Below are 25,221 nucleotides of genomic sequence, written 5' to 3' on the forward strand. Positions count from 1 at the left end.
GTTAGCAAGTTGTACATATTAAGAAGTAATGATGACGGGTAATGTATAATGGGAGGTCAAAATTCAACCATCCCATGACATTAAGATACCATGATTGTGCCAAAAAGCAAAAAATTACGATTGTAAATTATAATAATTTGTTATCAAAGTCCACTGTAAACCTGCTGCTCATGCGTTATATTAAGGTCAATTGTAAGAAATTAAAATTTGATGTAATCACTACACTATTTTATATCCTTAGGAGGCATATAATATTATGAGAAAAGCATTTATCAGCCCAACTAAATATGTACAAGGCGAAGACGAGTTGTTGAACCTGGGGTACTTTGTTAAATCCTTCGGAGAATCTGCTTTGCTGATTGCACATCCCGATGATGTACAGCGTGTCAAAGCAAAGCTGGATGCAACAGCAGAGAAATTTAATATTACGTTTGTTGAAAGCGGTTTTAAAGGTGAATGTTCCCGTGAGGAAGTTGCTCGTCTGCAAGCGATCGCAAAGGAAAAAGGATGTGACTCTACGATCGGTCTTGGTGGCGGTAAAGCCATTGATGCGGCCAAATGTGTAGCAGAAGGCGAAGCACTGATCATCTGCCCAACGATTGCGGCAACAGACGCACCAACAAGTCACTCCGCTGTATTGTACACACCGGATGGTTCTTTTGATGACTATGCTTACTTCAAACAAAGCCCAAGTGTGGTTCTCGTTGATACAACCGTAATTGCCAATGCACCAACACGTTTCCTCGTATCCGGTATGGGAGATGCGCTCTCTACATACTTCGAAGCAAGAGCAACAGCAAAATCCTATTCCCGTGTAAACGCAAGTCTGCCAATGGGTTCCCGCGAAGGGTACACCCCATCTGCATTAGGTACCAATGCGGCACTTGCACTGGCAAAACTGTGTTATGAAATGCTGCTGACTGACGGTGCAAAAGCAAAAGTAGCCAGTGACAGCAACGTTGTGACACAAGCCTTGGAAAACATCGTTGAGACCAACATTCTGTTGTCAGGTCTTGGATTCGAAAGTGGCGGACTGGCCGCAGCACATGCAATTCACAACGGTTTGACTGTTCTGGAAGGCACACATCATTTCTTCCACGGTGAAAAAGTATCCTTCGGTACAATCGCACAGCTCGTCCTTGAAAATGCACCAACTGAAGAGCTGCATGAAGTCATGGACTTCTGTCTCGAAGTGGGACTGCCGATCAGCTTGGCGGATATCGGTGTAGATACGATTAGCCAGGAGGAACTGTTGAAAGTTGCAGAGATCGCTTGTATTCCGGAAGAATCCATTCACGCCATGCCGTTCCCAATTACTGTTCCTGAAGTGGCTGCTGCCATTGCAGCGGCTGACCGAATGGGTCGTGAGTACAAAGCGGCTCGCCGGGAGGTAAAATAATGAAGAAAATTATTAACCAGGCCGAACATGTTGTTATGGAAATGTGCAACGGGATTGCGCTTGCACACCCGGAGCTTGAATTTCTGAAAAAATATAAAGTCATCAAACGCAGAGAGATTCAGGCTGATAAAGTCAGTCTGATCAGTGGCGGCGGCAGTGGACATGAACCGGCTCACGCTGGTTATGTCGGTAAAGGGATGCTGGATGCAGCGGTATGTGGAGATGTATTCGCATCTCCTTCCCAAATCCAGGTGTATCAAGCGATCAAGGCAACAGCCAGCAACAAGGGTACACTCCTGATCATCAAGAACTACAGCGGCGACATGATGAACTTCAAAAATGCAGCACATCTGGCTGAAGAAGATGGCATCAACGTACAGTATGTGCGTGTTGAGGATGACATCGCTGTACAAGACAGTTTGTATACCGTTGGACGTCGCGGTGTTGCCGGAACTGTACTGGTTCACAAGATTGCCGGAGCAGCAGCCGAAGAAGGCCGCAGTCTTGCAGATGTGAAATCCGTTGCTGAGAAAGCAGCTCAGAACGTGCGCAGTATTGGTTTTGGATTCACATCCTGTACGGTGCCCGCCAAAGGCACGCCTACATTCGAAATTGCTGAAGATGAGATGGAATTCGGCGTAGGGATTCATGGTGAGCCAGGGATTCGCCGGGAGAAAATCGTATCGGCTGATGAATTGACAGGACGTATGGTCGAAGCATTGCTCGCAGACATGAAGCTGGATAAGGATGCATCCGCTGAGATTGCGGTGCTCGTGAATGGTTTTGGTGCAACACCACTGCAAGAACTGTATCTGCTCAACAATTCCGTTCAGCGTGAGCTTGCTGGACATGCAGGTCTGAAGGTCGCTACTACGTTTGTAGGCAACTACATGACAAGTATCGATATGGCGGGTGCGTCGGTTACGATCCTGAAACTGGATGATGAACTAAAAACGCTGTTGTTCAAGGAAAGTGATACACCTGCATTTAAAGTATCCGGCCCTCCAGCAGCACAAGTGGCGTATTCCGAAGCGCTGGAAGCTGTTGTGGGTGAAGATGCTCCCGTATCTTACGAAGTGGAGACGGATGCATCAGCTGCGGTCATCAAAGGCAATCAATTTTCACTGAACAATGTCGTCTATCTGATCGATAAAATGGGCGAGATCATCATCAAGAATGAAGTACCATTCTGTGAATTGGATTCCCATGCAGGTGATGGCGATTTTGGTATGAGTGTGGCAAAAGGCTTCCGCCAGTTGAAACGCGAATGGAATCACATCATTAACGAAGATAAAAAAGACATCGGATCATTCCTCGATGCATGTTCCTTGGTCATCATGGAATATTGTGGTGGCGCATCCGGCCCAATCTGGGGTTCAGCATTCCGTGCAGCTGGCAAAGCTGTAGGGGATAAACAGCAATTAAACGTTGCTGAATTTGCTGAGATGATTCATGCAGCCGTACAAGGGATTCAGTCTACAGGAGAACGTTCCTTCGGACGTGGCGCCGTTGTAGGTGATAAAACCTTGATCGATGCACTCGTTCCGTGTGCCGATTCATGGACACAAAGCGCGGAGTCTGGCGATGACTTCAAAACAGCATTTGCCAAAGGTGCAGCAGCAGCCGTTGAAGGTGCGAAGAAAACGGAAGACATCGTGGCACGTATGGGACGTGCAGGTGCCGTCGGTGATCGTAGTCTGGGCTACCCGGATGCTGGTGCGTATGCGCTGGGTGTTATTTTCACAGAATTATCTGAGTCGATGAAATAAGATTGGTCACGGGTTTGCCCAGCGTCATTCATCAGACAGGTATAGAGATTGAGTCAGCAAATGTTAAGCTACTATGCAGCAAGTGACACAGGTAATGGCGCCGGACGTCCGGCGCCGTTATGTGTGCCTTTTTTAGGCCATACTAAGTCAATTTTTACATGTTATCATTTACATCTAATTTGAATAGCTCTTTGGACGTATCTACAATGCACTATTATTCATTCATTTATCTAGTATTTTATATTTATTAAGGGGACCTTTATGAGAACAGTCACATCATTCTTAAAAAAACCGCAGGGGTTGTTGGTTTTATCACTCATTTTGGTCATTTTCGGCAGCTTGTTTGCTGGAATGTTCAACTCTTCCTTTTATTCCGTTAAGGTCAAAGAGATCAAATTCCAAGCCGATCATGGCACGCTATCGGGTCTGCTCTACATGCCTAAAGGGGCAGGTGCGGATGATAAACGTCCGGTCATTATTACAACACATGGATATCTGAATACGAAAGAAATGCAGGATGCACCTGCTATTGAGATGTCCCGACGCGGCTATATTGTGCTTGCACTGGACATGTATGACCACGGGGATTCCCGCTGGAGTGCAGATATTCCGGTAAAGGATCTGTTCGGAACGTTCTGGATATACTCGCAGTTTGATGCAGCCAAATATATTTATGAGCAGGACTTCACCAAGAAAGATGAGAAAGGCAATGCCTACGTGGCAGTCAGCGGTCACTCCATGGGTGGGTTCTCAACGCTGTTGTCAATGTACATGGACGAGATGAGTTCCCTTCAAACAGGATACCGTATGATCTACACAGGCATCTCAGCAGGTGCGGATTACTCTTACGCTGCGGCGGTTGCGCCACAGGATCAGCTTCAGGCTGCATTTGGCAGTCGGACGGTGGGCATGGTCGCGGGGAAATATGACGAGTTTTTCTTCAACAAATCGGATGAAGAGAAAACAGCCGCAGAGAAAGAAGTACAAGGTACGGTGACTCGCAAGGATTTTGCAGCAACGGCTTCGGGTAAAGCCTTCCTTGGCCTTGCACCTGATGCGCCAAGAGGCACGACCGATACATTTACCAAAGTACCATCCGGCGATCTGACCGTAGACGGAAAAGTGGTACGTCCTTCCCAAACGGGTGAGCATATTTTGTTTACGCCTAATCAGACTCACCCATGGAACCATTTCTCGCGTACAACAACCGAGCATCTGATCGACTTTTATGCCCATGCCTTCAATGGTGTAACGTCGCCGAACCAGACAAATGTGAATCTGGATTCTGGCAATCAGATCTGGTGGGCTAAGGAAGCCTTTAATTTTGTCGCTCTGATTGGGTTCTTCCTGATGATCGTTCCGCTGATTACGTTGTTGATCAGACTGCCGTTCTTGCGCAAAACGGTAACGGGAGAGATTGCAACGGTGTCCGCAGCAGTCAGTGGGAAACAAAAGTCAATCTATTGGCTTGCTATCGCATTCAGCACCCTGATTCCAGCGGTCTTATTCCCAACCTTGATGGATAAAGAAGCAAATGGATTGAATGTGCTTCGCATCATCGCTCTGATTGTACTTGCCGTGAGTGTGCTTGGAGCCATTATCGGGTTCGTGATGGCTGGAAGCAAGAAGAACGACTATACATCAAGCCGCCGGATGAAAAATATTGCGGTAGGCAGCGTAATTCTGGCTATCGTATCTCTCGTGATGTGGATCATCTTCAACTATGCAGATAAGATTGTGGTTACAAGTTCTTACTTCAATGAACCGACTACGAACCAGATTGTTTACTGGGCGCTGGTGTCGGCGTTAATTATGATTCTGGTGACCTTTGCATTCCACTATTTTTCCAAAAAGGATGCAGGAACCCGCTTCAGCGATTATGGGATCAGCCTGAACCCTGTTACGATCATTGCCAGCTTGGTAACCGCAGTACTCGCAGTAGTCATTGGGTACGCATTGTTATTCGTAGTACAGGCGATCTTCGGAACAGATTTCCGGATCTGGACGTTTGCGGTCCGTACGTTCGAGAGTGAACACTTCATTACCGCATTGCGGTATACACCGTTCTTCCTGATATATTACTTTGTCAGCGCGGTTGCCCTGAATGCCAATACACGTGGTAAACGTGGGGGTATGTTCCTGGCCATGGTACTGAATGTTGGCGGGTTGGTGCTGTGGTTGCTAGTGCAATACGGCAAAGACTTTATGACAGGTGTGGCGTTGTATCCAGGTCAGGCATTGAATGGCATTCTGCTCTTTGCACTGGTGCCTTGTCTCATCATCGCTGCTGTGTATGCACGTAAATTGTTTGAAAAAACGAATAACGTATGGCTCGCCGCATTTGTGAACACATTATTGTTCACCATGGTTACGGTGGCGAATACGGCATTGTTTTGGAATTTAGTTTAATGTAAAAAAAGACATGGAATGCACCTAGGATTACACTTGACCACTCCGATTGCAGACCATACTTGATTTGACACTCAGGAACTACACAGACAGAAAACCTTTCGATCTCTCTTATCCCCGAATTTTAATGATTTTTCCCCTGAAGGTAGAAATCCGGTGATAAGGGAGCACGCTTCGCTTCTTCAGGTCCTTTCTGTCTGCTTCGCTCTTGTGTCTATAATAAGTAATATGTCTGCAATCTCCGTTCCGGTGTAATCATGGGTCAAACCATATCCAACGTTACATTAAACGTGGATATAAGTAAGGGGACCGCTCTGTAGCTTGGCTTACAGAGCGGTCTTTTTGATATGGAGGAGCGATCTTGTGTGCCTTAAATTGGATTCACAGTTCCAGATAGTGTAATCTGGAGGTTAGGTGCAGATCGGTAAAAAACCATTTGAACGAGAAGGGATCGGGATGATTCAATGACGCAAAAAATCTATTATGACTCTGCTTATAGAAGAGAGTGGCATACAACAATTACAGGCAGAGTGGACAAGGAAGATGGCGTATATGTCACGCTGGCGGAGACTGCTTTTTACCCGCATGGGGGCGGACAGCCTTGTGATCTGGGACAAATTGGTGGCATCGCTGTTCTGGATGTGAACATTGAAGATGGCGAAGTATGGCATAAGCTGGAACGCACCCCTGAAGAGACTGAGGTACATTGTGAGATTGACTGGGAGCGCAGATTCGATCATATGCAGCAGCATACGGGTCAGCATTTGTTATCGGCAATCACGCTAAAGCTTACTGAAGCGATGACACTCAGTTTCCATCTTGGTACGGAGTATGACACGATTGATGTGGCTACGGCTGAACTGGGAGCGAATCAATTAACCGCCATTGAACAAGAAGTGAATCGTCAGATCTATCGTAACGCTCGCATCAACACGTCTTGGGTTACAGCAGAAGAAGCTGCACAGTTACCATTGGTGAAGCAACCTACGGTAACGGAAGACATTCGCATCGTCGAGATCGAGGGTGTGGAGTATAACGCCTGCGGTGGAACGCATGTGTCGGCGACAGGTGAGATTGGGATCATCAAACTGTTGAAAACTGAAAAAGTGAAGGGCGGTACCCGCATTTATTTCAAATGTGGAACAAGGGCTCTAAATGAATTCACAGCTACACAAAACGTGCTCAATAGCATTATGGTTAAATTAAAGACCAGCAAGGACGAGTTATTGGAGCGCATTGAGAAAATGGAGCTGGAGCAAAAGCAGCTGCAAACTGAGCTGAATGCAGTGAAAACAACGAACGATGCCTATTATGCGGAGGAACTTCTGGCCGCTCGGCAAGGGCTGGTGATTGCTCAGGTCTTTGAAGATAAATCGCTCAAGGATATGCAGAGCCTGGCTACGAAGCTGACGGCAGACCATGAGGGGCTTGTACTCTTTGCCAGTATCTCAGAGGCCAAAGTAGTTCTGGCACAGAACGGACAGCCGCCCGAATGGGCTTGTGGACCTTTCTTTAAAGGCAATCTTGGAGCATACCAAGGCAAAGGTGGCGGCAGTGAAAAGATAGCTCAGGCAGGCTTTGCCAGCAGTGAAGATGCGCTTGCCTTTTACGAATTTACCAAGGACCAGTTGGGACATCACTGATTGCATCTTACGATATAAGACCGACAGCATTTAAATATGAAGTAAGGGACAAGCACGTCACATTGTGGCGTGTTTTCCATTGCCAATAGTTGAAGGAGGTTGGAATATGACAGAACGAATTCCGTGTATACGGGAAGGGTGTGCAAATACCATTTTACCAGCAACAGCGTTGAAAACGGGTGGTTATTGCATGCCTTGCAAGCAGGAGATGGAACGCGAGGAGCGTCAGAGATACATTGAAGCGAATCGACGTGACGTGAACTTGTATGCAGGTATCACAGACCCAGTCGAAATTTTGAAAATCATGCACAAACCTCAGGTTCGCGATCCACTAATTCGTTATACGCCCTATGAACAATCCGAGGAACAGGTATATCTATCTTTGTCTGTAGAGCAACAAGATCAGATGAAGGATTACGCGATGCAACGGATTTGTACAGGTGATGAAGATACGGGCAAAGACATTCTGGTATATCTGGTCTGCTACCATGATATATCGTTGACTGCCGAAATTCCTGAGCTGCTGGAACAGGAGATCTATTATCCTGCCATTTTGTATAAAAGTGCCTCGGGTGAGGTTCGTGATCATCTCTTGCAGCAGGTGAACACCGATGATGAGAATCGGAACCACATATTGCTCATGCTGGCCCATATCGGTGATGATGTTGTTGTGCAGCAGTTCCGGCAGTGGAGACAATCTCCTCCATCTTGGGCGAACGAGTTATACGTGGCACCTGAGCATTACACCACTGAAGCTGGTTGGGAGCTTACAAAAGACGGGCAGCGCAGGGAATTATTCATCACCCCAAGTTATTCACTCTATAAAGTAAAAGAGAATGAAGGACCTAACGTGGAGTTAACCGGAAATTCACTCTCGATGCTGAACCCTAGCACCAATTGCTGTCCATGGTGTGGCAATGCGTTAACCACCTTAATTAGTCTGGATGTTAAGCATCCAGCATTGAATGACGTTTCTTGGCATGCTCAGCAACTTCAGATACGGACTTGCGTGATATGCAGCAGTTACGGTGTGGTTTACATGGAGATGGACGCGGCAGGGGAACCGTTATGGAGTTCACATAATGTCATGCCTGCGGGAATGGACGAGATTGACCTGGACGACTATGGTAAACTTGCACCGGATGTTGGCCAGCAGTTTTGGATTGCGAATGCATCGCGTCATGCATTCCATGCCAGTGAGTGGGCGATGGAGCCATCGTTATCTCAGGTCGGCGGCCATCCGGGATGGGTTCAAGATGCGGAGTACCCAACATGTCCACGCTGTTCCACGAGAATGAAGGCTGTCGCACAACTGGACTGGGGCGAGGTTGAGAAATATGGTGAGGGTATGTATTACATGTTCATATGTGAGCCGTGTCAGATGACCGCCGTATCGTATCAGCAATCTTGATGGTGGAAGCTAGTAGAAGCTATTATAAGCAGTCATTTTATTATAATAATATTACACCGCTGTTAAGGTTGGAATGACAGTAGTAGACAGACTATAACCAAGGGGCATCCCGAAGTTCTTGGAACTTCATGGGATGCCCCTTTGCCCTGCGTAGGATGGATGTGAGATATCTTTGCTACAGCCAGTCGTTTATGCTATTTATTTAGCCGCCAGAGTGAGAATGGGTTGTTTTTTCTACGTGCAGAGGCCGCTTGTCGTACTCACACAGTCTAACGAACCTAGCACGTCTTATTGGGTGAATTTGCAGCAGTATAAAATTCTAACGAATCGTAGCCACGTTATTGCTTCTATTGTCATGGTTTTTCGAAGAAAATCGAAGGGGGTTTCTGTAATAAGACTGCTGAGATTCGTTAGAATTTCATATGTTTTTAAAACTGCGATATAAGGTGTGTCCGATTCGTTAGCGCTTGGCCCAAACCCAAACCCAAACCCAAACCCAAACCCAAACCCAAACCCAAACCCAAACCCAAACCCAAACCCAAAACTAAACTCACCCCATATACACCAACCGCACATTACCACCTAAGTTACTACTTCGGCGTATGTGCTCTTCACTACATCTCTTTACAATTCCGCAGATGCTTGCTTTAACAAACCAGCCAACCATTCATAGTCCGGCGTATCTTTTTCCTTGAGTTTGATCGTTTTGCGCTCTTCTGGGCCTTCAAATATCCCATCAGGTAGATCGAGTCCGGTTGCATTGAAGATGGTGAAAGACATGGCTTGTTTGGAAGGCGAGATGACCGCAGCGTACTTTCCGTTTTTCAAAAAATGAGGTTTCTTGTATTGTACGCGTTCTTGTACGTCAGGGATGGTATCATGCACTAACTGGCGCAATTGTTCAGCGATTTCTACTTGCCAGGGGATCTGAATCTGTTCAATAAACGCAGTAACTTCTGCATTCTTGGTCATACTTGTTCACCCTCCGTATGGATCTGATTGTGTGTTTCCCATTCTGGTCTTAGGATTCCCATCATCAAGCGGTCATAACGCTTACCATCACGATATACAGCTGAGCGTGCACGACCTTCCAACTGAAAACCAACCTTTTCATAGGAACGGATTGCTTTGGCATTGTAGGCGATGACATCCAGACCAACTCGGTCCAGATTCATCTCATGGAACGCATATCGTAAAATAAGATTCAACGCTTCCGTACCATATCCCTTGTTGCGATGTTTGGCAAGTCCGATGCCAATGGCAAGCTGTCCGCAGCGGTTGTTCCATTCAATGCCATGAATGACGACAAAACCAATCAGCGTATCTTCTTCATGCGTGCGAAGTCTGAAATAAACTTCCTTGTTCTTCGTTTCGCCCTCATCCTCCAACTGTTTCTCCGAATAGGGAATGGCCAGGTCAGTATCCACATTCCGAAGGTACTCCGGGTCTTCGTTCCATTGCAGCATGGTCTGCACGTCTTCAGAGCGTGGTGGCGTCATCTTTAATCGTTTGCTATAAAACAGGTTATCCGTAGTGAGTGTCATAGGGTTCTCCTTTAAATTAAGTTAAGCTTGCTTCACCTTAGTTCCACGTTTAACTCTATGTATATTTCGCAATAGACCTCGCCCCTTTGGCATCTGATAGCCTCATCATACTGGAAATTATAGGTGAATCACAATAGCGTATTTCAGTGGATATAAGTAACCTCTTGTCATAAAACCTAACACGGTAGTAAGATGAAATGATTGATATACATTCAGTGATAAAACCAATAAAAATGTCGGCGGGAGTGGTACGTTATGGAGATCAAAGTGGATGATTTGAGTGGAGTCCAAGTTAAGGCTTTAATTGCGGAGCACTTGCAAGGGATGGCAGCAGATTCGCCTCCAGAAAGTATTCATGCGTTAAATCTGGATGGACTCAAGGAGCCCGAAATTACTTTTTGGTGTGCTTGGGAAGGGGACGACTTGCTCGGCTGCGGGGCTATCAAAGAACTTGATCCAGAGCATGCAGAGTTGAAGTCAATGCGTACCGCTTCGGCTCATCTGAGAAAAGGCGTAGCGAGAAAAATTTTGGCACATATTATGGAGGTTGCCACAGACCGTGGTTATAAGCGAATCAGTCTGGAGACGGGTTCAATGGATTCATTTATCCCGGCAAGGAAGATGTACGAAGATTTCGGATTTGAATATTGCGAACCATTCGCAGATTATGTATTGGACCCGAACAGCACGTTTATGACGAAAAAAATCTAAATGAATTCACATGACAAACCAGTATTCTGTTTTTTTACAGGACGCTGGTTTTTTAATTTTGCAACATATCGTACATTTTAAGAGATGGAAAAAGAGTAGAATAAACTCAATAATACGCATTAAAACAACGTGGCCTTGTGACGAAGAATGTGGAGGGAGTCGTACATGATTTACTGGTGGTTCGATCATATGAATCCGCTGTTTGCTGTCTTGGTGTTATGTCCCATCATTGCTGTGATGCTTGGAGTATGCAGTTATTTTGCCAATTGGTTTAGACTCTGGGTAGCGCTGGTTATATCTTTTATGCTGCCTTTGTTGTATATCGCGAGTGATCTTTCAACATGGGGTAGTAACATAGGCGCTTGGTTCATCTATGGGGCAGGGTACATTTTGCTAACCTGGATTGTACACAGATTGCTTCGTGCCATTGTGGGGTATAAAACATAGGTTATGTCCATATATGTTTGGGATGAATTGGCCATGAGGAACTTCTGGGCTGATTGATGGACAATAGGGTATACTGGACATTATGTCTATGAAACAAGACAGCATTACAGACGTTTTTTACATCAGGAGGACTTGAATTGGCTCAGACAGAAGGAACACTACAGAAGAAGCTTAAACCAAGACACATCAGTTTTATGGCTATGGGTGGTGTCATTGGAACGGGAATTTTTAAAGGCAGTGCAGAGACGATTGGACTCGCAGGTCCGGGCGTTATTGTCACGTACATTTTTGCCGGATTATTGCTGCTGGTTGTTATGGCCGCGATGGCGGAGATGGCTACGGTGTACAAGAACAAAAATATGAAAGACTTCGTGCAGGAGGCATTTGGTAGCAGAGTATCCTTTGTTATGGGATGGATGTACTGCTTTCTATGGTTATCGGTGTGTGTCATTGAGGTGATTGCCGCCGGGAGCTTTTTGCAGTATTGGTTCAGTGAAGTACCGCTGTGGATGCTGAGTCTGGCTTGTGCGGCGTTCATTATACTGGTTAATCTGTTAAGTGTAGGTGTGTTTGGGGAATTTGAGTTTTGGCTGGCCGGGATCAAAATTGCCATGATCATTATTTTTATCTTCCTGGGTGCAGGATTGATCTTTGGCATTATCCCGAGTGATAACACGCCATATCTGCAAAATTATACGCAAGCAGGCGGATTCTTCCCGAACGGATGGTCATCGATCTTCTCGGCACTGCTTGTGGTCATGTTCTCCTATGGGGGATCGGAGCTGATTGGTCTGACCCTGACCGAGACGGAAAATGCAGAAAAGGTTATGCCCAAAATCGTGGGTAATTTCATGCTCAGAATTATTCTGTTCTTCACCTTGCCGATTCTCATCATCTGTGGTCTTATCCCATGGAATGAGATCGGGCCGGAGAGCAGTCCATTTGTTCAGGTGCTTGCATCCACGGGACTGCCGGGAGCAGCACACATAATGAACTTTATTTTGGTGACTGCCGTTCTGTCTGCTGCGAATTCAGGGATCTATGGTGCATCCCGGATGATGCACTCCATGGCAGTGGGTGGGGAAGCTCCGAAGGCATTGTCACAGACGAATCGCAATGGTAGCCCTGTTAACACACTTCTGGTGTGCTCAGTAGTTTTGCTCGGAGGTTCCTTGCTTGGCCTGTTCGCGCAGGATCAACTGTTCCGCGTATTGCTCGCAGTTCCGGGGTTTGTCGTAATTCTTGTGTGGATCTGTATTGCTTCATCACAGTTGAAATTGCGGAAGAGATATCCGGTTCAACCGACCTTCAAAGTTTGGGGATTCCCTTACATAACCGGAGTCGTTGTACTATGTCTTAGTGTGATTGCGGTGATGTTTGTGTTTGATGAAGGTAATCGGTTCAGCATTAGCATCTGTCTTGCCGTGCTCGCGTTGCTGATTATCTGGTCCCTAATTCGATTCAGAAGGACGAATAAACAAACAGTTTAGTATGAATGGGTAGTATACAAATGTAGAACAACACGACATCTCGGCGCTTGTGCCGGGGTGTTTTTTTGTAGGCACTAAGGGAACGATCTTATTTAGGAATGGGAAGATCTGTTTTTGTTATAACTGGGACAAATTAGGGGTAATACGAACTAGATAAATAAACCGGCAGTCTCTACGAAATGATCTGTGTTCACTTTATAATAAAAGCCCATCTGTACATATGAATCTTATAGCATTCTAAACAACAAATGTTCGTATAACAACGAAATATATTTAGAACGAGGTCTCCCATGACAACGATAAAAGTAACTCCTGAACAGTTGATATCTGTCTCGAAACAATTTACAACAGCTCAGAATCAGGTTTTTCAGATGAATAACATCTTGAAACAACATTTATTTGAAATCGAAAGACAGTGGGATGGTAGTACGAAGGAAAGGTTTTATGTTGATTTTATAGTTGCGCAGCGGGTGATGGATGACTTTGTCTCACTATCTTTATCCATTGCCAGAGAGCTTGAAGGGCATGCGGAGAAATTCAGACTTGCTGATCAGCAAGCTGTACAATCCTATGATGCAAGTTGCGTACCACCACCGCCAGATGAATGCAGGGCACCAGCAACCGACACCCGTAATGCTTTTCAGAAGTCTGCTGATAGTTTAGTCGAATTGGGACAAGCCTTTATGCAATCTGCGGATGATCGATATCAAAAGCGTTATGATAGTGTAGGTGGTTTTCTGGATTATTGGACATTTGGTATTCCAAGTGGTCTTGTTCAGGGGTATGTAGACAGGGCGGATAAAGCATTCAACTCCCCGAATGATGCTGCCAACTGGCTCACATTTGGTATCCATGGGACGATACGGGAAGCCACCTTTCCGACCAATGCCTGGTCCAGTGAACACTGGGCAAATATGATTGGGTTGGGAGGTCTAATGGTTGGAGGGGGTTATGCCTCCACGATGATCAAGCCGCATAATCTTCTGACTTCGTCGGGAGGCGGAGCGAAGATTAATTCATTCAATCGTCCGCCTGGTACAGGGCAGTTATCAGGTGGCTTTAATGGACATCAAGATCAACGCCTTCGAATTCTGGATAACGTTGCTGAGAGTAAAAAGGCGAGAGAATCCTCTAAGTTTTCCGAGTATCTGGAGAAGGAAAAAGAGGCGGGGACACGCATAGATAATAGTAAAGATATGTTCAGAAAAGGTATAGATGATCCATTAAAAGAAGTTCTTGGCCCTGGAAGGGGGTCTCATCCCGAGAAGTGGAAAGAAATTATTAATCACTTGGAATCAAACGGTGTGGAAGTAATTCATAGAGGCGAGGATATGGCGTATTCTCCAAAAAGAGGTGGACCTGGGCAGTTAATTATAAATGAGGATGCTTCAATAGGGGCACTTTTACACGAATACACACATTATCTAGACGATATGAACAAAGGTTTTCCGGGAATGAGTTATCATTTTCAGACTATGAATCGTGTTAAAATGGAATTAAATGCATACATGAGAGAAATAAAAATAGCTGATGAATTAGGTCGAAATGATATTGCGAATGCTCTGTTTGAAAATTATGTAAGAGAAAGGCAGACCCTTACGAGTCATTTGAAATAAAATTTAATGGGGGGTAGAAATATGAATCTAATAAAGAAAATTGAAGAAGGACAATGTTCGATTGATGAGTTGCAACTTTTATTAAATGAAGCAAATCCAATAGTTTTGTATCATGTAATGACTTATATAGGCAAAGAAAAATTGGCGTCAACTGCTATAAATGAAAAGCTGGAGGAACTTACATCCAGAAGAGGAGCATCAGATAAGTTAATAGGTTATTATAAAGTTGGAGATTTAGCCATAGCTACACTCATCAAATTGGACAAAAAAACAGATGAAATAGCTATTTTTAAATCAATGGATGATTTTGATAAAAAAATGATATTTAACTTGATTGAAGAGTTAGAATGGTAACTCAAGTTACAGAATAAAAATAATTATCAATCTTTGAACATACTCTAATGCTTGCATTGGAGTTTTTTTTGTTCCAATGAACAAAGCTACCACGGCCATGATAGCGTTTTTATGTTAACCCAATATTTTCTTGCCTAATTCGACATATTCGTTTACTATTTTCCCATACATAGTGCTTCAAGCATGCGTTTTTTGGGTAGCGCCTAGTCAAAAAGGCTTGGGTTCACGGGAGAGGAAGAGGAGCGGATGATTGGTTTTTTTAGAAAACGTTTGGTTGTGCGCATTGTTGCAGTAGTTACACTGGTCATTACGATTATAGCCGTCGGTAGCATGCTGTTACAGGTGGCCAATATGAAACTAGCTGCGCAGGAGGCCATTTCGAGTTACAACATTCAGATTGCTCAGAGTTATGTGAATCAGCTGGATACAGCATCTTATGCCGAGTTTGCCAAGGACCCCAAGGAGAATGACGAATTCTTGAAGATTCGTGATGAACTGGATGACTTTCGCGTAAGCATTGGTGCAATGTATGTGTATTTCGTCAAAATAGATGACAAAGGTACGCCACTTATTATGGTGGATGGCATGAAGGATGCAGATAAAGCCTCGCCGATTAATGAAGTAACGGATGTCCCTCAGGAGGCGGTGCAGAAGCTGTTACAGGGGCAAACAGCCAGTTCTTCGATCATCAACAATGAGGAGTATGGCGACTATATTTCCTCATACGCTCCCATGCTGGATAGTAACGGCGCTGTAACAGGTGTAATTGGTATCGATACGGCGGTATCGGTGATCGGAAGTATTGAATCGGATATTATGAAATCGAGTATTCCCTTCTATGCCTTGTTGCTTTTAATTACACTTATAGGTATTGCTGTTGTCACGTGGTTTATCGTAAGAGGACTGCGGCCACTTCAACCGCTGAAGGCGAGTGTGGAAAAAATGGCACAGGGCGAGCTTGCAGAAGCGAATCGAATTTTGACGTCGTATCGTTTGCGGAGCGAAGATGAGATTGGAACAACATATCAAGCGATGATACATATGTCCGGGAACTTGAATAAGATTGTGAGTAACATGGTTGAAGGCGTAGCGGTAACCACAGATATTTTATCAGAATCAACGAAGGAATTTAATCGCAGTACCGAAGAGATGCTTGAGATGGGCAAGACGGTTGATCAATCTGTCGAACAGATTAGGCAGGGTGCACGTACGCAGAAGCAGGGTGCAAGCGATAGCGCGCACGCGATGGAAGAGATTGCAAAAGGCATAACGGATATTTCCGAATCCTCGATGGTTGTATCGGATGCGGCAACAAGTGCGCTTTCCACGGCGGAGTCCGGTAAACAGAGCATGACAATGATGAAAACACAGATGGAGAGCATCTCAAATGTCTCAAGTGAAGTTGTAGCGATGGTTCAGGTGCTGAACAACTACTCCCAGGAAATTGGTGGTGCCCTGCACACGGTTCGTGATTTTGCGAGTCAGACGAAGCTGCTTGCGCTTAATGCATCCATAGAGGCAGCACATGCAGGGGAACACGGCAAAGGTTTTGCGGTTGTGGCGGATGAAGTTCGGAAGCTTGCCGAGGCCTCAAGCACATCCATGGAACGGATCTCCGACTTGTTGCTTCGTATTCAACAAGAATCACAACAGATTGGCTCACAGATGGGGGTTACTGCAACCGAGATTGGACAAGGGGTTATAATTACCGCAGAAGCGGAGCAAGCTTTCGCCCATGTGGTTGATGCGTTCCAACTGGTGACCCGTCGCATTCAGGAAGTCTCCGCTGCGGCAGAGGAAATCTCGGCAGGTTCGGAAGAGGCCGCAGCCTCCGTCAATACGATCTCGCAGATATCAGCCGGGGTGTCGGATCATTCGGATGAAATCTATCGATTGATGCGTGAACAGTCGGCCATGTTCAACAGGGTGGCGCAGACTTCTACAATGCTGGAACAGCAGACCACCGAGATGAGTGAAGCCGTACGAAAAGTGAAAGTGTAATTTGAGTTAGATGTAGTAATAGTTACGCAAGAGGTAGTTAGACAAGAGTATAAAATATAGGTTGTTATGTGACTGTGAAAAGTAAAAAAAAGTGTTCCGCTCTTGGAGAAAGTTGGTGTTCATCCCAAACTTCCTTCAAAGGGTGGAGCACTTTTTTAGATTTAAATTTTTAATTGATCCAGCTCTATCGCCTGTCTGAAGCGTTGGGCGAATCGTTCTGCAGCTACGGCGGACTCCTTGGACTCCGTCTGCACGAAGCCAATTTGCATTTTGGGTTGATCGATTCCAGCGATCTCAACCATCTTCACCAGACCTTCTTTCCATAATTGATTTTGGTGAAAGGAAAAGTCGTGACCAATCGTGGCGGCAATATCGTTTCTTAATACCATGTTGATCGCTTCAGAGTTATTTGTTTTGAACAGAATGGACAGAGATCCATGATCATAGGTGAATTCCTTGATGAAGTCTTCGATGAAACCATCTCGATACAGTGCCAGCTTGTGTTCTTTTAATTGATCCGGTGTAACGCGGCTGTGCTTGGCAAGTTCAGACAGGTGATGCGTACCGACGACCAGCTTGCCCGAGTACATGGGACTGAAGTGAAGTCCATCGAATTCCCGCAATTGTTTGGCATAGATCGCGATAAACCCCAGATGAGTTTTGTTATTGCGAATATCCTCGATAATTTCCATGGACCCTTTCTCTTCAATGGAGATATTAAGTTGCGGGTGCTCACGCTTCATATCCGCAGCAGATTGGACAAGATAGGGCATGACACTTGGAAAAGTAGCCACATGAAGCTCTCCGCTAAGAGAGGAGGCTTCTGCGTTCAGGGATTTTAATTCATCAATCCGCTGTAAAATGTCCAGTGCCTTGGCAATGAATTGTTTGCCTTCGGGAGTGGGATGAGTACCCTGCCGCGAGCGTTCGAACAAGATGATACCCAATTCTTTTTCCAGACGATGAACCGATTGGCTGATCGCCGATTGAGTGACATGCAGATGCTCCGAGGCGGCGGAGAATGATTTCGTTTTCGCAATTTCAACGACATATTCGAGCTGTTCCAGATTCATGATTTCATCTCCGTTTAGCATTAATATAACTAATGTTAACATTAGTATCTATAAATATGAATAATACATGAACAGCGATATAATATATAGACAATCATACAAAGGGGATGAGCTTCATGAAAGCAGCAGTATGGTACGGCCATAAAGACGTTCGTGTAGAAGAACGGGAGGTTCCGGTTGCTCAAGCGGGTCAGGTCAAAATCAAAGTGGAATATGCGGGGATCTGCGGCAGTGACTTGCATGCCTATCATCATGGTGTAGGAATTCAAGAAGGCGAGAATCATCCGCTCTCAGGACAGAAAGCGCCGCTCACATTGGGTCATGAATTTGCAGGAACCGTGAGTGAATTGGGAAGTAATGTAAGCGGTATCAGTGTAGGGGATCGAGTTGTGGTAGAGCCGTTGTACCATTGCGGAAAATGTGAGTACTGTATCCAGGGGCGTTACAACCAGTGTACTCAATTTGGCTTCGTTGGACTGAATGGTGATGGTGGTTTTGCGGAGTATGTTGTTGTTGAAGCATACATGGTTCATCCCATACCGGATAACGTATCTTTCGAAGAAGGTGCGCTCGTAGAGCCTACAGCCGTAGCCTTTCACGCGGTTCGTCACAGCAAGTTGAAAGTGGGGAATAAAGTAGCCGTATACGGAGCTGGCCCAATTGGATTATTGACCATTCTGTCTGCCAAAGCTGCAGGAGCTTCTGAAATCTATGCAGTTGATGTATTTGAGGAACGTCTGGACCTGGCAGCCAAGCTGGGAGCAATTCCGGTGAACAGTGCCAAAGTTAATGCAACAGAGGTAATCTTGCAACAATCAGGCGGCATTGATGTAGCTTATGAAGCAGCGGGTGTGCAACCAACGATGGATAGCGCCATTGCGGTTGTTAAAAAAGGCGGAGAAGTTGTTGTCATCGCTGCGATACCAAATCCGCTTCAAGTGAACTTCTTCGATCTTCTGGTCAAAGAAGCGAATCTAACGGCAACGCTGGCATATCGCCACATTTTCCCTGAAGTGATTTCATTAATTGCTGAAGGGTCGCTCGATGTGAAACAGGTCATCACCAAGAAAATCAAACTGGGCGATATCGTGCAGGAAGGGCTTGAACTGTTGATGAGCGACAAGAGCCATGCGAAGATTTTGGTGGAGATTGGCGGCTAAAAAATCAATAGCGATGTATCATTTCAAATGTTGATTGATCATTTATAAATGTAAAATAGACCGTCATAAGATGATCGGTCTGTTTTACGTTTCATTCTTCGCTCCCTGATCCCGTGTTGCTGTTACCCTCCACTAGGAATCATAACGGTAGCAGATCGCCTTGCCCCCGCTACTCTCGGAGCTGAATTCCTTATCCTCTGTAAATCCGAAACGCTCATATAAACGGATGGCATTGACCATCTGACCGCCCGTATATAAGTACACCGTATTTTTGCCCATTTCTTTGGCAGAATCTACGCATTGCTGGAGCAATACTCTGGCAATCCCGTGACCTCTCCATTTTGGATCAACACCCAGCAGTCGAATAAACGGATAATCGATTGGCAATTCAAAGTCTGGATAAGCCTTGCGTGCTGTTTCGAATAATTGGACTGTACCAACGATCTGATCATCAATCTTCGCGATCCATAATTGTGTCAGGTACGGATTAACCACAGACTCTCTAATATCTTTGAGGTAGGCCTCCCATCGTTCATTTTGCTCAAAAGTCTCCCGATACTCGGCATAACTTGCAACAAGGATATCTACAATCTCTGGATGGTCTGCTTCTGTGGCAGGATGAATCGTAACGGCAGCCGTTGTCATCTTATAATTCCCCTTCTCTTATGGGTTAAGTATGGAATATAGTTTTCTTGCATTTTACCATAACGGATTCAATCCGATTCATTCAAATTTTCTATAGGTAACTCAGTCATTTCTATAGATCAAAGCATATCAGCGATTGAGCTGTGTGGAATACAGATGATTGCGATATTCGGTTGGCGTATTGCCTTCGTATTGCTTGAACATGCGCAGGAACAGCTTGTAGTCGGAGAAGCCACACTGTCCGGCAATTTCTTTTACACTGGCATTGGTATTGAGCAGCAACTGTTTTGCCCGGCGAATTCGTTCTGTGAGGATATAGGTTTTGAGTCCAGTACCTTTCTCACGTTTCACCATTTTGGAGATATAGTCTTTGTTAAAATTAAAATTTTCTGCAATCTGACTCACCGTGATGTTTGTATGCAGATGAATATCAACCCACTTGCAGATATGGTCCACAATTGCATTGTGTGGGCGATAATCCGCCTCTATATTCCGCTCCAGTTCTCTGAACAACAATAACAAAGCAGCGTTGGCTTCCTCGGGTGAGAAGGATGACACATGCAGCAATTGCTTGAATAACTGATTGGCCATGGAAGGCACCTGAATGGTGGCATGTGTCCTAAACTGGTTGAATTCTGCCGACATGGCATCATAGTGCACCCAGTAGAAGCTCACGGGAGCATCGCTGATCTGGTAACCATAGTGGGTGCGACCAGCGCGCAGAAATAACAGATCGTTGGCACGAACTACATATTGTTCCTCTTCTTCCGCGATGTACATCTCACCTTCCAGCATCAAAATGATCTCATGCACAGGCATGCTGCGTCTCATGTGGCTCCAGTTGCCGTCGGATATGAATTTGCCGCACAGGTAATGTTCCAGTGGCTTTTGCATAGGACGGATTTATCCACCTTTTCTTGGATTATGAGTCTGATGTAATTATATATTATTTGATAATATGGGGATATTCAAGCTCTAAAGTGGATTGATGAGTATTAGTCTTGTAGCTAATAAAACGGATTTTACCCCTCAAGAATCAATGGATATCTATTACATCCCGAGAAGGAGTGAGTGTCATGATTGATACGAAAAAAGGATTTCTGGGACCGGAACATGTAGATCTGTTAAATGGTGTGTTCCAAACATCACAAGAGGTGGGGGAGCGCTACCTGTTATCGCTGGATATTGATCGATTCCTGGCTCCATGCTTCGAAGCTCATGGTTTACCTGCCCGAAAAGAGCGTTACGCGGGTTGGGAGGCACGTACCATCAGCGGACATTCCCTCGGACATTATCTGTCTGCCCTGGCTGTGACGTATCAGGCAACCGGGAATATCACGTTAAAAGAAAGACTGGATTATGCGGTTACCGAACTGGCGAGAATCCAGCAGACCACGGGGAGCGGGTATATCGGTGGTTTGTCCGAAGAACCTTTCCACATGGCTTTTCGAGCAGAGAATATCGGTGGGTTCAACATCGGTGAATACTGGGTTCCCTGGTACAGTGTGCACAAAATCTACCGTGGCCTGATTGATGCGTACAAACTCACTGGCAACGGACAGGCACTTGATGTAGTTACTCGATTTGCAGACTGGGCGGTTGAAGGTTTGCTCCCGATGACAGAAGAACAGATGCAGACGATGCTTCAAAGTGAACACGGGGGCATGAATGAAGTATTTGCACACTTGTATGGGATTACCGGCAAAGCCTTGTATCTTGAGATCGCTAACAAGTTTACCCATCAATTGATCCTGAGACCCTTGGAGCACAAGCAAGACGATCTTCAAGGCAAACACGCCAATACTCAGATTCCCAAAGTGATCGGTGCAGCCGAAATCTACAATCAGGACCATACACATGAGAGTTATCGAACGGCGGCAGAATTTTTCTGGGACACCACCATTCATCATCGTTCTTATGTATTTGGTGCGACGAGCATTTCGGAGCATTACGAAGCAAAGGGCATGGAGAGTCTTGGCATCAAAACAGGAGAGAGCTGTTGTACTCACAACATGTTACATCTAACGAAGCAACTCTTCGCCTGGAATCACGATAGCGCCTACATGGACTATTATGAAAACGCCATCTATAATCACATCCTTGGCGCGCAGGACCCCGATACAGGGAACAAAACGTATTTTGCATCAACGCTGCAAGGCCACTACAAAATCTATGGTACTCACGATACCGCTTGGTGGTGCTGCACAGGATCAGGCATGGAGAACCCGGGCAAATATGCCGAGGCGATCTATTTTGAGGATGAACAGGACCTGTACGTCAACCTGTATATCGCTTCCCAGCTGGATTGGACGTCTCAGGGATTATCCCTGAAGCTTGAAACCGACTTTCCTTATTCGGAAAAGGTGACCCTGACGATCACCGGAGGCAACGCCTCGGCTCATCTAAGATTACGTGTGCCCTCATGGCTGCAAGAGCCAATGACGGCAACAGTTAACGGGGATACGGAACATCCGTATACCCGGAGCGAACCCGGCTATCTTTCCATCGACCGCACATGGACAGCGGGCGATGTCATCACAATCACACTGCCGATGTCGCTTCGCCAGTATACCTCCCGGGATGATGCCCACAAAGTGGCGTTCCTGTACGGCCCGATTGTACTCGCCGGTGCACTGGGAAGCGAGGGTCTTCCAGAGGACACGATTGTGGACGAAACAGCGCTGAATCCCAAGACTGCACCCGTACCTGTGATCTGGACGGAGCAGGAGGATGTACAAGAGTGGATCAGGGTTGTGGATGCAGACACGTTAACATTTGAACTTAGCAAGGATGTCACCTCCACTGGCGAAGCTGTGAAGCTGATTCCGTTCTATGATGTGCATCACGAATTTTATACCGTGTATTGGCCGTTTAACGATGAAGGGGATGCGCTGGAGAAAGAATTGAATGATATTACGATCGACAGGGTTCAGGCTGACGGTCAGCAGGATGAGATTGGACATCAACTGGATAGCAACTGCCGTGGTGAGCATCACAACGGTTCAACCACAGATGGCCGTAAGAAGTTGCATATGTGGCGAGAGGCTTTTGGCGTCAGTGGGGCTTACTTCAGTTACCAACTGGCGGTGGATCGCGCCGTAACCAATTACCTATGCGTGGCTTATTGGGGCGGAGATCATTCCACGTTTGAACGGGAAGGTACGTTATATGACAGACAATTCACCATTACCATGGATGGAACACTCATTGGTGAGCAGCGAATTCATATGAACAAAATCGGAGAAGTGTTCTATGTGACTTACGATATTCCTGAGGCGGTTACATCAGGCAAAGATAACGTTAGAGTGGTGTTCCAGGCGAAGGGCGACAATGGTTGTGCCGGGAAAGTTGTAGAGGTACGCACCACGCGAAGCAAACCGGAATCCATCTTTTCGTGATAACAGGCATGGTGTGAAAAGGCGCAAACACAATGTTATAATGAAAATATATTATTGATTAGGTAAAAGAGGAGGTTGGAAGTGTGGCAAAACCCGATAATAAAGGTACTTATAACTATCAAGATTGGTTAACTTGGGAGGGGGCATGGGAATTAATTAACGGCAAAGCTTTTAATATGTCTCCAGCACCCACTTCATTGCACCAGTTTATTGTGGGTGAGCTGCACTTCTCCTTGCGGACTTTTTTTCAGAATCGGAAATGTTTTGTGTTTGTTGCCCCTTTTGATGTGTATTTTAGCGAAAATGATCAATATGACCTACCAGATCAAGTTGTACAGCCTGATTTATCGGTAGTGTGCTCCAAAGACCAGATATCTAAAAATGGCTGTCACGGTGCACCTTCTTTAATTATCGAGGTGTTATCGCCTTCGACTGCGTTAAAGGATTTTAACGAAAAATTTAACTTGTATCAGAAATATGGCGTGAACGAATACTGGATTGTTGACCCCGGCAATCAAACCGTCCATGTGTACACGCTGGAGGATGGCAGTTACCAGACACGTCATCTATATACAGAGCAGCAAATGATTCAATCGGTTATATATCCCGAACTGGTAATCCCGATGGATTCGCTGTTCAAGTTCAGGTAGTGCGAAGTGTCAACCTGTCTGCTACAGAGGAAGCAATAAGGCAGTTGTTTTCTGAATTCTAACGAACCACACACACCTTATATAGGGAATTTAGGTGAATTGGAAAGTGTAACGAATCTCAGCGACGCTATTGCATTCGAAATAGGCGATAAACAACGTTTTTACACCTAATACACGAACATAACGTGTCTCAGATTCGTTACATTTTCGGAAGAGCTGGAATGTAGCTAATAACGTCACCTCAGTTCGTTAGCTGGAATACAGCATTGTGAAAATTCTTGGAAAGTACTGCGCAGCATAGAAGATACACCCCATTGTGTCACTGGGCATCAGGTCACCGGATCACTGTGGCATCAAAAACTTCACACCAAAAATGAACAACCAATGCATAAGGGACAAAACCGGATGATCTCCGATTTGTCCTTTTTGCATTGCTCCTTTTTCAGAAAAGTCTTATATAAAAAATGACACGCATAGCTATTTTCCACGTATTACCTGATAACATTTCTTCTCCACAATCTGCTGTCTAGTAAAACTCACTTTTTATGGATTGACCACAAAATTTCCTGCCAAGTTCCACGTTGTCCCTGAAAATATGAAATGGGATAAGCCCAAACCACGTATATTATGAGTATCCAAATATCCAATCATATCCACCTGAGAGCGTTAACATCATGTACAATAAGAATAAGTTGAACAGGAAAATTACGACATGAAGCACCAATATATAACATGAAAGGAGGTCGGATGATTGAACATGATCAAGTACATAAAATTGTTGGGATTAATCCTCAGTATTGTGGCTGTGAATGTTCTGGCATTCTCACCCGGCTTTATCGGACTGAATTTCGGGGAGGGTGCATTCACAACTGCGCTATCCGTTACCCTTCTGTTCGGCAGTGCAATGGCACTCTTGTATGGAAGTTACACCTCGCTGTTCAGACAACCGGTAGTCCTGCCCGTGAAGCATATTGAAACGCATGAAGATTATGTGGAGGCACTATCTTTTTATAGACGCATTAAAGTTCTCGAAGAAGATATTACGCTGGGGCTGTCCCAACTTAGTCGAATGAAAAAGAAAAAAGAAACCCTCCTGAACGTGCTTCATCAGCGGTTTGATCCAGGAGAACTGAGCTACAAGAAATTTGCTTCGGTCACACTGGAAGTGGAGAAGCTGTTGTACCTGAACATTCGAAGTGTGCTGAATCGGTTGAATGTATTCGATGAAGCTGACTATGCCAACATGATGAAATCCAAGTCCTCAACACTTCCCCAGAAGCTTTTTCAGGAAAAAACCAAGGTATACAACGATTATCTATCTTATGTGAAAAATGCACTACACACCAATGAGGAAATTTTGCTCAAGCTGGATCAGTTGTTACTCGAGATTTCACGCCTCGATAGCTTTGAAGCCGGAGATATTGAACAGATGCCTTGTATGCAGGAGATTGACCAGTTAATCAAGCACACCAAATTATACAGACAGTGAGGGGTTGCTCGT

20 protein-coding genes are annotated in these 25,221 nt (G+C 45.3%); 15 read left to right on the top strand and 5 right to left on the bottom strand.

The window, feature by feature from the left end; genetic code table 11:
- The first annotated feature begins 256 nt into the window (after positions 1 to 256).
- From MKY95_RS04815 to MKY95_RS04835, 5 genes are all read left to right on the top strand, one after another.
- A complete protein-coding gene (locus MKY95_RS04815; RefSeq protein ID WP_339197206.1) occupies positions 257 to 1,399 on the top strand; it encodes a glycerol dehydrogenase in 1,143 nt (380 codons plus the stop codon).
- Positions 1,399 to 3,168 (top strand): dihydroxyacetone kinase subunit DhaK, encoded by a 1,770-nt coding sequence (dhaK, locus tag MKY95_RS04820; protein WP_076319325.1) that lies wholly within the window; start codon positions 1,399 to 1,401, stop codon positions 3,166 to 3,168. The genes MKY95_RS04815 and dhaK overlap by 1 nt, the downstream gene beginning before the upstream one ends.
- 261 nt (positions 3,169 to 3,429) lie before the next feature.
- Entirely contained in the window at positions 3,430 to 5,577 is a 2,148-nt protein-coding gene (locus MKY95_RS04825) for a hypothetical protein (protein ID WP_076319350.1), read from the top strand.
- 464 nt (positions 5,578 to 6,041) lie between these two features.
- A complete protein-coding gene (locus MKY95_RS04830; RefSeq protein WP_036672635.1) occupies positions 6,042 to 7,220 on the top strand; it encodes an alanyl-tRNA editing protein in 1,179 nt (392 codons plus the stop codon).
- A gap of 106 nt (positions 7,221 to 7,326) precedes the next feature.
- Positions 7,327 to 8,631 (top strand): DUF1963 domain-containing protein, encoded by a 1,305-nt coding sequence (locus MKY95_RS04835; RefSeq protein WP_076253466.1) that lies wholly within the window; start codon positions 7,327 to 7,329, stop codon positions 8,629 to 8,631.
- Between the two features lie 624 nt (positions 8,632 to 9,255).
- Here MKY95_RS04835 and MKY95_RS04840 read toward each other — a convergent pair.
- The gene (locus tag MKY95_RS04840; protein ID WP_076253464.1) at positions 9,256 to 9,603 is read right to left on the bottom strand and encodes a DUF1801 domain-containing protein; all 348 of its coding nucleotides are present in this window, start codon (positions 9,601 to 9,603) and stop codon (positions 9,256 to 9,258) included.
- Positions 9,600 to 10,175: a GNAT family protein gene (locus MKY95_RS04845; protein ID WP_174806482.1), complete on the bottom strand. Its 576-nt coding sequence runs from the start codon at positions 10,173 to 10,175 to the stop codon at positions 9,600 to 9,602. Before MKY95_RS04845 ends, MKY95_RS04840 begins: the two co-directional genes overlap by 4 nt.
- Before the next feature lie 255 nt (positions 10,176 to 10,430).
- Here MKY95_RS04845 and MKY95_RS04850 point away from each other — a divergent pair, with 255 nt between their 5' ends.
- From MKY95_RS04850 to MKY95_RS04875, 6 genes are all read left to right on the top strand, one after another.
- Entirely contained in the window at positions 10,431 to 10,886 is a 456-nt protein-coding gene (locus MKY95_RS04850; RefSeq protein WP_036606187.1) for a GNAT family N-acetyltransferase, read from the top strand.
- A gap of 165 nt (positions 10,887 to 11,051) precedes the next feature.
- Complete coding sequence (locus MKY95_RS04855) at positions 11,052 to 11,333, top strand: hypothetical protein (RefSeq protein ID WP_036606188.1); 282 nt, start codon at positions 11,052 to 11,054, stop codon at positions 11,331 to 11,333.
- Positions 11,334 to 11,470: 137 nt separating this feature from the next.
- Entirely contained in the window at positions 11,471 to 12,823 is a 1,353-nt protein-coding gene (locus MKY95_RS04860) for an amino acid permease (protein WP_076253463.1), read from the top strand.
- A gap of 290 nt (positions 12,824 to 13,113) precedes the next feature.
- On the top strand, positions 13,114 to 14,439 hold the full coding sequence (locus MKY95_RS04865; protein WP_076253462.1) for a WXG100 family type VII secretion target: 1,326 nt from the start codon (positions 13,114 to 13,116) through the stop codon (positions 14,437 to 14,439).
- 21 nt (positions 14,440 to 14,460) lie between these two features.
- Positions 14,461 to 14,793, top strand: a complete 333-nt coding sequence (locus MKY95_RS04870; RefSeq protein ID WP_051446963.1) for a hypothetical protein — start codon at positions 14,461 to 14,463, stop codon at positions 14,791 to 14,793.
- 246 nt (positions 14,794 to 15,039) lie between these two features.
- Entirely contained in the window at positions 15,040 to 16,794 is a 1,755-nt protein-coding gene (locus MKY95_RS04875; protein ID WP_339197218.1) for a HAMP domain-containing methyl-accepting chemotaxis protein, read from the top strand.
- Between the two features lie 161 nt (positions 16,795 to 16,955).
- On the opposite strand, the gene MKY95_RS04880 is transcribed toward MKY95_RS04875, so the two are convergent.
- Positions 16,956 to 17,867 (bottom strand): LysR family transcriptional regulator, encoded by a 912-nt coding sequence (locus MKY95_RS04880; protein ID WP_339197221.1) that lies wholly within the window; start codon positions 17,865 to 17,867, stop codon positions 16,956 to 16,958.
- A gap of 116 nt (positions 17,868 to 17,983) precedes the next feature.
- On the opposite strand from MKY95_RS04880, the gene MKY95_RS04885 reads away from it, so the two are divergent.
- Positions 17,984 to 19,027, top strand: a complete 1,044-nt coding sequence (locus tag MKY95_RS04885) for a 2,3-butanediol dehydrogenase (RefSeq protein WP_339197224.1) — start codon at positions 17,984 to 17,986, stop codon at positions 19,025 to 19,027.
- A 132-nt stretch (positions 19,028 to 19,159) separates the two neighbouring features.
- On the opposite strand, the gene MKY95_RS04890 is transcribed toward MKY95_RS04885, so the two are convergent.
- Complete coding sequence (locus tag MKY95_RS04890) at positions 19,160 to 19,672, bottom strand: GNAT family N-acetyltransferase (protein ID WP_339197227.1); 513 nt, start codon at positions 19,670 to 19,672, stop codon at positions 19,160 to 19,162.
- A 129-nt stretch (positions 19,673 to 19,801) separates the two neighbouring features.
- Positions 19,802 to 20,566 carry an AraC family transcriptional regulator gene (locus tag MKY95_RS04895; protein WP_339197229.1) on the bottom strand — a complete coding sequence of 255 codons (765 nt, stop codon included), beginning with the start codon at positions 20,564 to 20,566 and terminating at the stop codon, positions 19,802 to 19,804.
- 182 nt (positions 20,567 to 20,748) lie between these two features.
- On the opposite strand from MKY95_RS04895, the gene MKY95_RS04900 reads away from it, so the two are divergent.
- The 3 genes from MKY95_RS04900 to MKY95_RS04910 all read left to right on the top strand — a co-directional run bounded on the left by MKY95_RS04900 (position 20,749) and on the right by MKY95_RS04910 (position 25,209).
- Positions 20,749 to 23,070: a beta-L-arabinofuranosidase domain-containing protein gene (locus MKY95_RS04900; RefSeq protein ID WP_339197231.1), complete on the top strand. Its 2,322-nt coding sequence runs from the start codon at positions 20,749 to 20,751 to the stop codon at positions 23,068 to 23,070.
- An 83-nt stretch (positions 23,071 to 23,153) separates the two neighbouring features.
- The gene (locus MKY95_RS04905) at positions 23,154 to 23,720 is read left to right on the top strand and encodes a Uma2 family endonuclease (protein WP_339197234.1); all 567 of its coding nucleotides are present in this window, start codon (positions 23,154 to 23,156) and stop codon (positions 23,718 to 23,720) included.
- A gap of 757 nt (positions 23,721 to 24,477) precedes the next feature.
- Positions 24,478 to 25,209, top strand: coding sequence for a hypothetical protein (locus tag MKY95_RS04910; RefSeq protein WP_339199907.1), 732 nt, complete (start codon positions 24,478 to 24,480; stop codon positions 25,207 to 25,209).
- Positions 25,210 to 25,221 lie beyond the last annotated feature (12 nt).

The sequence above is a fragment of the Paenibacillus sp. FSL P4-0176 genome, from assembly GCF_037975265.1.
Lineage (GTDB): Bacteria > Bacillota > Bacilli > Paenibacillales > Paenibacillaceae > Paenibacillus > Paenibacillus amylolyticus.

Excerpts from the sequence above, each read along its gene's own strand:
- MKY95_RS04885 (WP_339197224.1), top strand. The coding sequence starts at position 17,984 with ATGAAAGCAGCAGTATGGTACGGCCATAAAGACGTTCGTGTAGAAGAA.
- MKY95_RS04850 (WP_036606187.1), top strand. The coding sequence starts at position 10,431 with ATGGAGATCAAAGTGGATGATTTGAGTGGAGTCCAAGTTAAGGCTTTA.
- MKY95_RS04815 (WP_339197206.1), top strand. The coding sequence starts at position 257 with ATGAGAAAAGCATTTATCAGCCCAACTAAATATGTACAAGGCGAAGAC.
- MKY95_RS04840 (WP_076253464.1), bottom strand. The coding sequence starts at position 9,603 with ATGACCAAGAATGCAGAAGTTACTGCGTTTATTGAACAGATTCAGATC.
- MKY95_RS04880 (WP_339197221.1), bottom strand. The coding sequence starts at position 17,867 with ATGAATCTGGAACAGCTCGAATATGTCGTTGAAATTGCGAAAACGAAA.
- MKY95_RS04825 (WP_076319350.1), top strand. The coding sequence starts at position 3,430 with ATGAGAACAGTCACATCATTCTTAAAAAAACCGCAGGGGTTGTTGGTT.
- dhaK (WP_076319325.1), top strand. The coding sequence starts at position 1,399 with ATGAAGAAAATTATTAACCAGGCCGAACATGTTGTTATGGAAATGTGC.
- MKY95_RS04875 (WP_339197218.1), top strand. The coding sequence starts at position 15,040 with ATGATTGGTTTTTTTAGAAAACGTTTGGTTGTGCGCATTGTTGCAGTA.
- MKY95_RS04870 (WP_051446963.1), top strand. The coding sequence starts at position 14,461 with ATGAATCTAATAAAGAAAATTGAAGAAGGACAATGTTCGATTGATGAG.
- MKY95_RS04895 (WP_339197229.1), bottom strand. The coding sequence starts at position 20,566 with ATGCAAAAGCCACTGGAACATTACCTGTGCGGCAAATTCATATCCGAC.
- MKY95_RS04890 (WP_339197227.1), bottom strand. The coding sequence starts at position 19,672 with ATGACAACGGCTGCCGTTACGATTCATCCTGCCACAGAAGCAGACCAT.
- MKY95_RS04900 (WP_339197231.1), top strand. The coding sequence starts at position 20,749 with ATGATTGATACGAAAAAAGGATTTCTGGGACCGGAACATGTAGATCTG.
- MKY95_RS04835 (WP_076253466.1), top strand. The coding sequence starts at position 7,327 with ATGACAGAACGAATTCCGTGTATACGGGAAGGGTGTGCAAATACCATT.
- MKY95_RS04865 (WP_076253462.1), top strand. The coding sequence starts at position 13,114 with ATGACAACGATAAAAGTAACTCCTGAACAGTTGATATCTGTCTCGAAA.
- MKY95_RS04830 (WP_036672635.1), top strand. The coding sequence starts at position 6,042 with ATGACGCAAAAAATCTATTATGACTCTGCTTATAGAAGAGAGTGGCAT.
- MKY95_RS04910 (WP_339199907.1), top strand. The coding sequence starts at position 24,478 with ATGATCAAGTACATAAAATTGTTGGGATTAATCCTCAGTATTGTGGCT.
- MKY95_RS04855 (WP_036606188.1), top strand. The coding sequence starts at position 11,052 with ATGATTTACTGGTGGTTCGATCATATGAATCCGCTGTTTGCTGTCTTG.
- MKY95_RS04845 (WP_174806482.1), bottom strand. The coding sequence starts at position 10,175 with ATGACACTCACTACGGATAACCTGTTTTATAGCAAACGATTAAAGATG.